At 71.9% G+C, this 11,020-nt stretch carries 13 protein-coding genes; 5 read left to right on the top strand and 8 right to left on the bottom strand.

Translation table 11 applies throughout. The annotated features are described in order from the left end of the window. On the top strand, window positions 1-1,055 hold a 1,055-nt coding region (locus tag EXU48_RS24355; protein ID WP_407938781.1), incomplete at its 5' end, for an LCP family protein. Window positions 1,056-1,140: 85 nt separating this feature from the next. Then, window positions 1,141-1,560, top strand: coding sequence for a CoA-binding protein (locus EXU48_RS24350; protein WP_133110296.1), 420 nt, complete (start codon window positions 1,141-1,143; stop codon window positions 1,558-1,560). A 14-nt stretch (window positions 1,561-1,574) separates the two neighbouring features. Here EXU48_RS24350 and EXU48_RS24345 read toward each other — a convergent pair whose 3' ends face one another. Further along, window positions 1,575-2,285 carry a hypothetical protein gene (locus EXU48_RS24345; protein WP_133110295.1) on the bottom strand — a complete coding sequence of 237 codons (711 nt, stop codon included), beginning with the start codon at window positions 2,283-2,285 and terminating at the stop codon, window positions 1,575-1,577. A 94-nt stretch (window positions 2,286-2,379) separates the two neighbouring features. On the opposite strand from EXU48_RS24345, the gene EXU48_RS24340 reads away from it, so the two are divergent. Both EXU48_RS24340 and EXU48_RS24335 read left to right on the top strand, forming a co-directional pair. Beyond that, the gene (locus EXU48_RS24340) at window positions 2,380-2,817 is read left to right on the top strand and encodes a hypothetical protein (RefSeq protein WP_133110294.1); all 438 of its coding nucleotides are present in this window, start codon (window positions 2,380-2,382) and stop codon (window positions 2,815-2,817) included. A gap of 104 nt (window positions 2,818-2,921) precedes the next feature. Continuing rightward, window positions 2,922-3,698 carry a hypothetical protein gene (locus tag EXU48_RS24335; protein ID WP_133110293.1) on the top strand — a complete coding sequence of 259 codons (777 nt, stop codon included), beginning with the start codon at window positions 2,922-2,924 and terminating at the stop codon, window positions 3,696-3,698. Between the two features lie 25 nt (window positions 3,699-3,723). Here the strand turns inward: EXU48_RS24335 and EXU48_RS24330 are convergent, their stop codons facing one another. Genes EXU48_RS24330 through EXU48_RS24320 form a run of 3 tightly spaced genes read right to left on the bottom strand, consistent with a single transcriptional unit; the run spans window position 3,724 to window position 6,134 of the window. Next, complete coding sequence (locus tag EXU48_RS24330; protein WP_133110292.1) at window positions 3,724-4,434, bottom strand: DUF1361 domain-containing protein; 711 nt, start codon at window positions 4,432-4,434, stop codon at window positions 3,724-3,726. A 36-nt stretch (window positions 4,435-4,470) separates the two neighbouring features. Further along, window positions 4,471-5,004: a 5-(carboxyamino)imidazole ribonucleotide mutase gene (gene purE / locus EXU48_RS24325; RefSeq protein WP_133110291.1), complete on the bottom strand. Its 534-nt coding sequence runs from the start codon at window positions 5,002-5,004 to the stop codon at window positions 4,471-4,473. Beyond that, a complete protein-coding gene (locus tag EXU48_RS24320) occupies window positions 5,001-6,134 on the bottom strand; it encodes a 5-(carboxyamino)imidazole ribonucleotide synthase (protein ID WP_133110290.1) in 1,134 nt (377 codons plus the stop codon). Before EXU48_RS24320 ends, purE begins: the two co-directional genes overlap by 4 nt. A gap of 34 nt (window positions 6,135-6,168) precedes the next feature. Here EXU48_RS24320 and EXU48_RS24315 point away from each other — a divergent pair, with 34 nt between their 5' ends. Next, window positions 6,169-6,738: a GtrA family protein gene (locus EXU48_RS24315; RefSeq protein ID WP_235857254.1), complete on the top strand. Its 570-nt coding sequence runs from the start codon at window positions 6,169-6,171 to the stop codon at window positions 6,736-6,738. A gap of 43 nt (window positions 6,739-6,781) precedes the next feature. On the opposite strand, the gene EXU48_RS24310 is transcribed toward EXU48_RS24315, so the two are convergent. Genes EXU48_RS24310 through EXU48_RS24295 form a run of 4 tightly spaced genes read right to left on the bottom strand, consistent with a single transcriptional unit; the run spans window position 6,782 to window position 10,722 of the window. Continuing rightward, on the bottom strand, window positions 6,782-8,068 hold the full coding sequence (locus tag EXU48_RS24310; protein ID WP_328591674.1) for an ATP-binding protein: 1,287 nt from the start codon (window positions 8,066-8,068) through the stop codon (window positions 6,782-6,784). Window positions 8,069-8,117: 49 nt separating this feature from the next. Continuing rightward, a complete protein-coding gene (locus EXU48_RS24305; RefSeq protein ID WP_133110288.1) occupies window positions 8,118-8,801 on the bottom strand; it encodes a response regulator transcription factor in 684 nt (227 codons plus the stop codon). A gap of 34 nt (window positions 8,802-8,835) precedes the next feature. Continuing rightward, on the bottom strand, window positions 8,836-9,873 hold the full coding sequence (locus EXU48_RS24300; RefSeq protein WP_133110287.1) for an adenylate/guanylate cyclase domain-containing protein: 1,038 nt from the start codon (window positions 9,871-9,873) through the stop codon (window positions 8,836-8,838). Between the two features lie 18 nt (window positions 9,874-9,891). Beyond that, the gene (locus tag EXU48_RS24295) at window positions 9,892-10,722 is read right to left on the bottom strand and encodes a biotin--[acetyl-CoA-carboxylase] ligase (RefSeq protein WP_133110286.1); all 831 of its coding nucleotides are present in this window, start codon (window positions 10,720-10,722) and stop codon (window positions 9,892-9,894) included. Between the last annotated feature and the right edge of the window lie 298 nt (window positions 10,723-11,020).

Raw genomic sequence — 11,020 nt, 5'->3', positions numbered from 1 at the left:
CCGCGCGGCGCCCGCCGCGCCGCGGTGACGGCCCCACCCCTGGCGGCGGCACCCGGCCGCCCGGCGGCACCGGCCCGACCGGCGGCGCCGAGATTGCCCCGAAGGCCCGTCGACCGCGACGCCGTGGCCGCCGGATCGTCGCGGTCCTCGTCATCGTGCTGGTTCTGGTGATGGCGTGGCCGGTCGGACTGCTGATCTGGGCGAACGGGAAGATCCAGCACACCGACGCGCTCGCCGCCAGCACCCTGAGCACGGCCGGCACCACGTACCTGCTGGCCGGTTCGGACTCGCGCGCCGACGGTCAACTGGGCGGCGACACCACCGCCGGCCAGCGCGCCGACACGATGATCCTGATCACGGTGCCGCCGAGCGGGGCGACCTCGATGATCTCGCTGCCCCGGGACACGTTCGTCGAGATCCCCGGTTACGGCCCGAACAAGCTCAACGCCGCGTTCTCGTTCGGGGGGCCCGAGCTGCTGGTCGCCACCGTCGAGGGCCTCACCGGCATCGAGGTGGACCACTACATCGAGATCGGGATGGGCGGGGTCGCGGACATCGTCGACGCCGTCGGCGGTGTGGAACTCTGCCTCGACTACGACGTCAGCGATGCGGACAGCGGCCTGGAGTGGACGGCCGGCTGTCACGTGGCCGACGGCGAGACGGCCCTGGCCTTCGCGCGGATGCGCAAGGCGGACCCGCTCGGCGACATCGGCCGCACCCAGCGCCAACAGCAGGTGATCCAGGCGGTGACCTCCGCCGTCGCGCAGCCCTCCCTGGCGTTCCAGCCGGGCGAGCAGGTACGCCTCGCCGACGCGGGCCTGGCCGCCCTGCTCGTCGATGAGGACACGGGCATCATCGACATGGCCCAGATGGCCCTCGCGTTCCGCGCCGCCACTGGCGCCGACGGGGTCCGGGGTGCCCCGCCGATCGCCGACCTGGCCTACCGGCCCGGCGGGATCGGCGAGACCGTCCGGCTCGATCCCGACCGCGTGGACGCGTTCTTCGCGTCGGTGGCCGATGGCACGGTCACCACGGCGGACCTGAACCAGACCTGAACCGGACCAGGCCCGACCCTGACCGGGCCCGAGCCGGACCGGAGCCGGCAGGCCCGGACCCGCGCACTGTGGTTCGCTGGACGCCATGACGCACACCAACGATCCCGCCGTCGTCCGGCGGCTGCTCACCACTCCGGGCCGCTGGGCGGTCGTGGGCCTGTCCTCGAACACCGCGCGGGCCGCGTACGGCGTGTCCCGGTACCTGCAGCGGGTGCTCGGTCAGCGGATCGTACCGGTGCACCCGAAGGCCGAGACCGTGCACGGCGAACCGGGCTATGCGAGACTCGCGGACATCCCCGGCGACATCGACGTCGTCGACGTGTTCGTGAACGCCTCGCTCGCCGGCGACGTCGTGGACCAGGCCATCGCCCGTGGGGCCAAGGCCGTCTGGCTACAGCTGGACATCGTCGACGAGGCCGCGGCCCAGCGGGCCGAGGCCGCCGGACTGGACGTCGTGATGGACACCTGCCCGGCGATCGAGGGTCCGCTGCTGGGACTGGGCTGAGACCGCCGCGAGCGTCAGCGCAGGGGGTACGAGGCGGGCTTGCCGCCCGGCTTCTCGGAGTCGATCACCACGACGCCGCTGTGGAGTTTCTCCCCGGTTCCGAGCATCGGCCCCGGCGGGGTACCAGGGAAGAACCGGTCGGCCGGCACCGGCCGGGCCAGCACACCGGCCTGGCGCAGGTCCTTCTCCCACTGGGTGACCCGCGGCCCGCCGTGGAACACCTGACCCTGGATCGACTGCGCCAGTTCCAGGTTCGCCTGCTCGCTGAACGAGGGGTGGCTGAGCAGGTGCACCTCGCGCGGCGGGCTCTTGCGGTCCACGCGCACGCTGAGCCCGATCGGGGTGCCGATGGCCACGTACCCGCGCCGTCGGAAGTCCTCGTAGAGCGCGCGCTGGGCCGCTCGGCGCGAGACCAGGGAGTACGCGAGCGCGAGGAGCCCGATGACGCCCAGCACCACCGGGCCGTAGACCACCGCGTACAGCCAGTAGGAGACCACCTGGTCCGCGCCGTTGGTGGACCAGAACACGGTCCAGAACCGTGCCGACCCGATGGCGGACAGGTCGTTGTCGAGCGTGCGCAGCGTGGAGCGCAGGTTCCACAGGGCCAGCACCGCAGCGATCATCAGGCACAGGGCGGCGAGTCCGGTGGAGCCGCGAGTGACCTTGACCCGCTTGGCGAAGACGTTGGGATCACTGAGCTCCTGCTGGAGCGTGGCAACAGACAAGCTAGGCATGGTCCGGAACCTAGTGGAACCGGCGCCCGGGCGTGCGAGCCGACCACGGGCAGGACTACCCGGCAGCAACCGTAGAATCGCCGTCATGAGACACCTCGAGGTCCGGCGCCGACTCGGCGCCCTGCTGCTGGCGCTGCTCGCCACCGGAGCCGTCGCCGGCTGCGACGCGATCTCCGGAGCCGCCGGGGACGCCGTCGAGCGCGCCATCGAGGAGGCCGTGGACGGCCTCGACCTCAGCGACGGGCTGCCCGAGGGCTTCCCCGCGGACGTCGTCGTGGTGGAGGGCCAGACCCGCGGGGCGGCGCGCACAGACGCCGACGGCACCACCACGTGGGTGGCCCTGGTGTCCGCGACGGACTCCGGCGCCGCTGCCCGCACCGCCCTGGAGGAGGCCGGTTTCACGGTGGACAACGTGATCACCCACGACGGCGGACTCATCGGCCAACTCAGCTCCGACGCCTACGACGTCAAGCTGATCGCCTCCGACACCCAGGTGGTCTACGTGGTGACGCCGGCCGCCTGAGTCGCACGGGTGAGCCTGCCCGGCGTGAGCACCGGAGTGGCAGGCCACCGACGGTCCGCGCACGCGTTATCGTCAACCGATCAGCGGCGCCACAGGAGTTCACCATGAGCAACCAGACCGAGGACGGTCGAGCCCCGTCCGGCGCCGAGCCGACCCCACCCGAGGACGGCGCCCGGGACCTGGACCTGCGCGTGCTGATCGCCGCACTCATGGGCGGCACCCTCGCCCTGGTCGCGATCAACCTGGTCCTGAAGGCCCTCTCGACGCCCGAACGCCCGGCGCCGTACGTCGGCCTGTTCGACGTGAACCTCGAGACCAATCTTCCCACGATGTGGAACGCGTCACTGCTGCTCGGGGTGGGCACCGCGTGCCTGCTCGTCGCGGGGCTGAATCCGCGCCACGGGCGCCTCGGTTGGATCGTCGCCGCGGTGCTGGCCCTGGCCCTGGCCACCGACGAGGTGCTCAAGCTGCACGAGCGGCTGCGGGCGGTGGGTGCCTGGCTCGTCGAGAACACCCCCGCGTCGCTGCCCACCTACTCCTGGGTGCTGCCCGGCCTGGTGATCGCGCTCGGCGGGATCGCGCTGGTCTGGTGGTGGACCGCGCGGAAACCACACCGGACGGCGTGGCTGCTCCGGATCGCAGTGCTCATGTACGGACTGGGGGCCGTGGTGGTCGAGGCCTTCTCCGGGTGGATCGAGGGCGCCTACGGCGTGGGCGCCGCGTACGCCGCGGTGACGGCCCTGGAGGAGGGGCTCGAGATGAGCGCTTGCGTCGTGGCCATCGTGGCCGCGCTGCGGATGTTGCGGGTCCTCGAGCTGGGGTCCGGTCCGCGAGCGTTCTTCGTCCCGGCCGAGGTCCCGGCGTCGACGACCGCTGCCTGAACCGCTCCGGTGGCCCACCCGGTGCTCAGCCGCGCTGCACCTCGAGCAGCACGAGCCCCTCGACCACCGGACCGGCCACGGCCAGATACATCAGGCCGAGGAACACCGTGTAGAGGACCACGAACGCGGTGACGCTGCGCAACCGTCCGGGCCCACGCAGGTGGGTGGCCACCTTGCGCACCAGCGACGTCGGGTGCCGTACGTCCCAGCTGTTCAGCCGCACGTGCCGACCGAGGTACATGCCGAACGAGACCGCGAGCAGGATCGCGACCACGATCAGCCGGGGCACCGGCGCCTGCAGCGGGGCGGCCACGTCACCGTAGACGAGTAGCACGAACAACAGTTGCGCGAGGAACACGTTGAGGACGGTGTTCAGCACCCCGGACATCGCGAGCGAGATCACCTGTACCACGTCGAACCACATCGGCACGGTCTCCTCCTCGCGCCGGTGGGACATGTTCAGCTCCGTGATCAGGTAGCCGGCGTTCGGCAGCAGGAGCAGCCAGCCCACCCCGAGGATCACTCCGGCGACCACGGCGAGCCACACCTGCACCCCGACCAGCAGCGGCACGACCACCAGCAGCAGCCCCATCAGGAGCACCGGCGCGACCGACAGCGTCACGTTCCAGAGCATCGGCGTGTAGAGCCGCGCGTGGAACATCGGGGCGCGCACCAGGATCAGCACGAGCGCGAAGGCGTTCATGCCCACGACCCCGAGGACCAGACTGGTCAACATGACATGTGGACCCCGTCGTCCCGAATACCGTCTGGATCAGACGCCGAAGCCGGTGCGCTGCGTGCGCGAGGCGCGCAGGCGCGCGCCCTTGTCCAGCGCCGCCTGACGCAACCCCTCCTGGAACGTGACCATCTTCTCGCGGAGGGCTGCGGCACCGTCGTCGGCCCCCGCGGCGAGGATCCGCACCGCGAGCAGCCCGGCGTTGCGGGCACCGCCGACGGACACGGTGGCCACGGGCACCCCGGCCGGCATCTGCACGATCGACAGCAGCGAGTCCATCCCGTCCAGGTGCTTCAGCGGTACCGGCACCCCGATCACGGGCAACGGCGTGACGGCGGCGAGCATCCCCGGCAGGTGGGCGGCTCCCCCGGCGCCGGCGATGATCACGCCGATCCCGCGGCCCGCGGCCTCCTGCCCGAACGCGATCATGTCCTGGGGCATCCGGTGCGCCGAGATCACGTCCACCTCGGGTTCGAGTCCGAACTCCGCGAGGGCGTCTGCGGCCTCCTTCATCACCGGCCAGTCCGAGTCGGAGCCCATCACGACGGCGACGGTTCGGTTCGTGCTCATGCGGGGGTCCCTCCCAGGATGGCGGCGCCGGCACGGGCCCGACGGCGGACCTCGGCGAGGTCCGTGCCGGTCACCGTCACGTGGCCGAGTTTGCGGCCCGGTCGGACCGACTTTCCGTACAGGTGCACCTTCGCGTCGGGGAAGGCCGCCATCAGGTCCGGGTAGGCCGAGGCCGGGTCCGCGAGCTCGGAGCCGAGCAGGTTCACCATGACCGACCACGGCGCGGTCGCACTGGTGTCGCCGAGCGGCAGGTCGAGCACCGCCCGCAGGTGCTGCTCGAACTGGCTGGTCACCGAGCCGTCCAGGCTGAAGTGGCCGCTGTTGTGCGGGCGCATCGCGAGTTCGTTGACGAGCAGCACGCCGTCGGCTGCCTCGAACATCTCGACGGCGAGCACCCCGGTCACGTCCAGGCCCTCGGCGATCGTGCGGGCGACGTCGAGCGCGTCCTCGGCGACGTGCTCGGGCAGGTCCGGCGCCGGGGCGACCACCTCGGCGCAGACGCCGTTCTCCTGGATGGTCTCGACCACCGGCCAGGTGGCCATCTGCCCGCTCGGCCGCCGGGCGACGAGGGCGGCCAGCTCACGCCGGAAGCCGACCCGCTCCTCCACGAGGATCTGGCCGTGGTCGCCGTCGAGCCAGTGGGCCGCCTCCGTGGCGTCATGGACCACGAGCACGCCCTTGCCGTCGTAGCCGCCCACCGGGGTCTTCGCGATCACCGGCCAGCCGACCCGGTCGCCGAACGCGGTCAGTTCCTCCGGGGTGGCGACGGCGGCCCACCGCGGGCACGGCACCCCGAGCTCGGTGAGCCGGGTGCGCATGACGATCTTGTCCTGGGCGTGGCGCAGCGCTCCCGGGCCGGGCTGGATGTTCACGCCGTCGGCGATCAGCCGGGTGAGCAGGTCCTGTGGCACGTGCTCATGCTCGAACGTGAGCACGTCAGCGCCCGCCGCGACCGCGACGACCGCCTCGAGGTCGTCCGCCGCACCCACCGGAGCGTCCGGGATGACTTGCGCCGCCGCACCGTCGGCCGCCTCCACGAGGGCGCGCAGCCGGATCTGCAGCGCACCCGCCGGCTCGGCCATCATGCGTGCCAACTGCCCGCCCCCGACGACGGCTACCACTGGTCCCATGGGGGTCCAGCGTAATGGCGGGTATCCTCGTGGGGTGACCCCGTCCCGATCCGCGGCTCCGACGCAGTCGTCCCGAGCCGTGCCGATCTGGCGCGACCGGGCCCGGATGTGGTCCTGGTTCACCGAGATGATGCGGTTCGGAGCGGTCGGACTTCTCGCGTTCGTGGTCGACACGGGGTTGTTCAACCTGCTTCGGTTCGGTCCCGGGGAGCTGCTCGGGCACAAGCCGCTGACTGCGAAGGTGATCTCGGTCGCGGTGGCGGTGGTCGTGGCGTGGCTGGGCAACCGGTACTGGACGTTCGCGGCCAAGCGCAGCCGGGAGACGGCCGCTGCGCGCAGCCGGGAACTCATGCAGTTCGCGCTCGTGAACGTGGTCGGCATGGCGATCGGCGTCGGCTGCCTCGCGGTCTCCCACTACCTGCTCGGTTTCACCTCGCCGCTCGCGGACAACATCTCCGCGAACGGGGTCGGACTCGTGCTCGGCACCATCTTCCGCTACCTCGCCTATCGGTACTGGGTGTTCACGAACGTCACCGACGAGGACGCCTCGGCCGACGCCGACCTCCCGTCCCCCGAGAGTTCAGCCGCCGCCCCGCGCGCCTGAGCGAGATCCCGGGGCAGAACCTCGCACCGCGAAGCACCACCCCTCAGCGGCGCCGTCGGCGCCTGCCGACCACCACGAGCGATCCCGGGGGCAGGACCACGTCCGGGTCCAGCCGCGAGGGCACCGCGTTCAGGAAGATCGCGAAGATCGGGGGGCGCCGCTGCGCGAGCTCGAGCCGGCCGCCGTCCGCCGTGACCAGGGTGCGGGCCAGGCCAAGACCGAGCCCGGTGCCCTTGCCGGAGGTGACGTGCCGGTCGAAGATCTTCGGCGCCAGCTCGTCGCTGACCCCCGGGCCCTCATCGGCAACCTCGATCACCACCCCGGTCTCGGCGCCGTCGCGGGTCGGGCGGACCCGGACCTCGGTGGTGCCGTCGCCGTACTTGAGGGAGTTCTCCAGGAGCGTCGAGAGCACCTGGGCGAGCGCGCCCGGGGTCGCGAGCACCGACGCCTCCCCCGGGTCGCCGATGGCGAGGGTGCGCTTGGCCCGCTTGAAGGTCGGCCCCCACTCCTCCTGCTGCTGCGCGAAGATATCGGCGACGTGCAGGGCCTCGGTGGTTCCGCCATCGGCCTTGCGGGCGGACTTGAGCAGGTCGTCGACGACGTGCACCAGCCGCTCGACCTGGTCGAGGGAGATCCTGGCCTCCTCGCGGACCTCCTCGTCCTCGGAGAGCAGCTGGATCTCCTCGAGCCGCATCGACAGGGCCGTCAGCGGGGTACGCAGCTGGTGGCTGACGTTCGCCGCGAACTGGCGCTCGGCGGCGATCCGCCCGGCGAGCCGGTCGCTGGTGCGGCTCAGTTCCGCGGCCACCAGGTCGATCTCCTCGACACCGGACTTCTCCATCCGGGGCCGCACCTGCCCGGAGCCGATCTGCTCGGCGGAGGCGGCCAGGTAGATCAGCGGGGCGGCGAGCCGGCGGGCCTGCCACAGCGCCACGAGCGCGGCCACCCCGAACGCGACCACGGACGCGAGGATCACCAGGACCACCACCTGGGCACCGCGCCAGAACAGCGTGGTGGCCGAGATCGCGACCTCGACCTCGGCGCCCGAAGGCGTGTTCTGCGAGATCGAGAAGGTCTTGTCGTCGATCATCGGCCCGGCGCTGTAGACCGTGCCGTCGAGGTCGGTGACCGTGATCCGTACGGCCGGGAGGCTGGATTCCTCGTCGACCACCCAGCGTTCGAGCATCTCGTCGTCCAGCGGGGTCTCGAACGCGAGCCGGGTCTCCACGGCGCGCGAGATCGACTGGGTCCGCAGTTCCATGTTCTGGGCGACGGTCTCCCGGACCATCAGGGCACCGAAGATCGCCATCGGGACGCCGAGCAGGAGCACCGCGACGGTGACCGCCGCGATGGTCGCGGTCAGGACACGTCTGCGCAGGTCAGTGCTCCCCGTTCTCGAATCGGAAGCCCATGCCCCGCACGGTGGAGATGTACCGGGGCGCGTTCGCGTCGTCACCGAGCTTGCGGCGCAGCCAGGACACGTGCATGTCCAGGGTCTTCGTGGAACCCGTCGGGTCCGAGGCCCAGACCTCGCGCATCAGCGAGTCCCGGGAGACCACCGACCCGGCCTCCCGGACGAGCACCCGGAGCAGTTCGAACTCCTTGGCGGTCAGCTGGAGCTCCCGCTCGCCCTGGAACGCCCGGTGCGCGGCGATGTCCACGCGAACGTCCTGGGAGGTGATCTCGTCCTCCTCGCCACCCTCGCTCCCGGCTCGGCGCAGCAGCGCCCGCACCCGGGCCAGCAGTTCGGCGAGCCGGAACGGCTTGGTGACGTAGTCGTCGGCACCGGCATCCAGCCCCACCACGAGGTCGACCTCGTCGGCGCGGGCGGTGAGCACCAGGATCGGCGTGGTCAGCCCCTGGTTGCGGACCCACCGGGCCACGTCGAGGCCGTCCATGTCGGGCAGGCCGAGATCGAGGACGAACAGGTCGGCCTGCGGCGCCTCGTCGATCGCACCGCGGCCGGTGCCGTGCACGGAGACCGTGTAGCCCTCGCGGGTGAGCGCCCTCGCCAACGGCTCGGCAATGGCCGGGTCATCTTCTGCTAATAGAACTCGGGTCACTCGCCCATGCTAGTGCCACGAACTGGTGACGTGCTCAATGTGCCGGGGTGGACGTGGCGCGCCGCGCCAACCGGACCGGCCGAACCTCGCCGAGGCCGTGGACGTCCACCGGCTTCAGATGGTCGAACGTGAACGGCGAGTCGGAGTCGGTGGCCTCCAGCAGCGCGGCACTCACGTCGTCCATCAGGACCGTGGCCGGTCCGGCGAGGTCACTCAGCCGGGAGGCGAGGTTCACGATCGGCCCGAACACGTCACCGGAGCGGGACAGCACCCGCCCCCACACGACCGAGCCCCGGATCGGCAGCCCGCGGGCGTCCATCACCTCGAGCAGGCCGGTCGCGACCATGGCGCCGGTCTCGAGGTCGTCGGCCACGAAGAGCACCGCGTCGCCGATCGTCTTGACCACCCGGGCCCCGTGGGCGGCGATCACGTCCCGGGCGCCGGACTCGAACGCCTGCACCAGCGACGACAGTTCCGAGGGCGCCAGCCGGGCGGCGCGGGAGGTGTAGGAGATGATGTCGATGAACCCGATCGCGCGCTCGAGCGGGAGCCGGTCGGTCGCGGAGGTGTCCTTGCTGAGCGCCACGTCCTTGTCCATCCGGGCCAGCAGCGCGGCCAGCTGACGGCGCCACACATAGCCCAGCTGGTCCCGGAGCACCGGCCCGATCTCGGCGAGCCGGTCGAGTACCACGAGCCGCGCGCTGGTGTCGTCGAGATGGTGCCGGTGTCGGGCGTCAGCGACCAGCGACTCGACCTGCCAGAGCACCAGGCGGTCCATGCTGTGTCCCTGCGCGCGCACGAGGTCCTGAGCGGTCTCGAGCGCCACGGCGTCGGTGAGGACGAGGTCCACGATGGCCTTGAGGCCGTCGACGTCGACCTGGGTGAAGTGCTTGACACCGTCGGGAACGTCCGCGAAGCCGAGCGAGCGCCAGTAGATCCGCAGCACCTGGGTGGGGATCCCGACGGCGGCCGCCATCTCCTCGACGTCGAGCGTCGCAGGTCCACCCAGGAGGCGCTCCTCCTGGTCCCGGATCGTGGATCGGCCGGAGGACGGCGCGGTCGAGTCACTCACGCAGTCGAGGCTAGCGCGTCACCCGATCCGCACATGTGCGACGTCCCCGGCATGCACGGTCCGCTCCCCCGCCGTCGTGTGCACCACCAGGGCGCCGTCCGCGGCGAGACCAGCCGCCACGCCCTGGACGGGCGGTCCGGACGGTAGGTCCACGCGCACCCTGGTGTTGAGGGTCACCAGGTGGGGCCCGACGGCGGAGCGTGGGTCCGCGGCGATCGCCGGGTCGGCGAGCACGTCCGCGAGCGACGCGACGATGCGGTGGGCCAGCGCCTGCGCGTCGGTCTCGACCCCGATCTCGGCCAGCGTGCCGGCCCACGGTACCGGCAGTCGCTCGCCGGCCAGGTTCACCCCGATGCCGAGCACCACGCCGGAGGCGTCCGGGAGCACCTCGGCGAGCAGACCGCCGACCTTCCGGAGCCGCCCCCAGTCCGGCAGGTCCTCGGCCCCGCGGGTGTGGACCAGGTCGTTCGGCCACTTCAGCGCGAGTTCGGTACCGCCGGACCCACCCCCGCCCACCGTCGCCCCGCGGGACCCGGCGCTCTCCCGCGCTTTCGGGGCGGTCCCCGGTGCCGCGCTCGCCGCGGCCCGCAGCACCGCGACACCGGCGAGCAGCGGCAGCCAGCTCCACTGCTCGCGGGGCCGGTCCGGGCGCAGCACGATCGAGAATGTGAGCGCGGCGTGGTCGTCGGTGTCCCAGGATCGCCCCGTACGGCCGCGGCCGCTGCGCTGGTGCCGGGCCAGGATCCCGGACAGGTGCGGCCACCCGCCGGGGTCCGCCGTCGCAGCCCGCAGCAGATCGGCGTTCGTGGAGCCGGTGGACTCGACGACCCTCAGGTGCGGCGTGTGCATCCGACCAGCCTGCCACCACCCGGGCCCACCGGCGCAGGCCCGCCCCGCCGCTGCGCCACTGACCCAGCACGCGGGTCAGTGGCGCAACGTTCGGAACACCAGTCTGGCTCGCGCCCGTTTGAAGCGATGTCGGTGTTCGCTGTCAAGATCTCCCTCAGCGCAGGGTCGGCGGGGATCGGGCGAACTGGGGAGGCGGCGATGGAGTCGGTGCAGGAGCGGGAGGCGTGGTTGGCCGAGGGGGTCGAGCTTTGGACGGCGCGGTCTCGCCTGGTGCGGACGGACTGGGAGGGGATCGGGT

Source organism: Occultella glacieicola (assembly GCF_004353825.1).
Taxonomy (GTDB): domain Bacteria; phylum Actinomycetota; class Actinomycetes; order Actinomycetales; family Beutenbergiaceae; genus Occultella; species Occultella glacieicola.
Note: the sequence above shows the minus strand (reverse complement) of the source record. Positions and strands in the feature narration are given on the sequence as shown.

Coding starts and splice junctions, on each gene's coding strand:
- EXU48_RS24295 (WP_133110286.1), bottom strand. CDS start 10,722: ATGCACACGCCGCACCTGAGGGTCGTCGAGTCCACCGGCTCCACGAAC.
- EXU48_RS24340 (WP_133110294.1), top strand. CDS start 2,380: ATGAGACACCTCGAGGTCCGGCGCCGACTCGGCGCCCTGCTGCTGGCG.
- EXU48_RS24320 (WP_133110290.1), bottom strand. CDS start 6,134: ATGGGACCAGTGGTAGCCGTCGTCGGGGGCGGGCAGTTGGCACGCATG.
- EXU48_RS24350 (WP_133110296.1), top strand. CDS start 1,141: ATGACGCACACCAACGATCCCGCCGTCGTCCGGCGGCTGCTCACCACT.
- EXU48_RS24335 (WP_133110293.1), top strand. CDS start 2,922: ATGAGCAACCAGACCGAGGACGGTCGAGCCCCGTCCGGCGCCGAGCCG.
- EXU48_RS24330 (WP_133110292.1), bottom strand. CDS start 4,434: ATGTTGACCAGTCTGGTCCTCGGGGTCGTGGGCATGAACGCCTTCGCG.
- purE (WP_133110291.1), bottom strand. CDS start 5,004: ATGAGCACGAACCGAACCGTCGCCGTCGTGATGGGCTCCGACTCGGAC.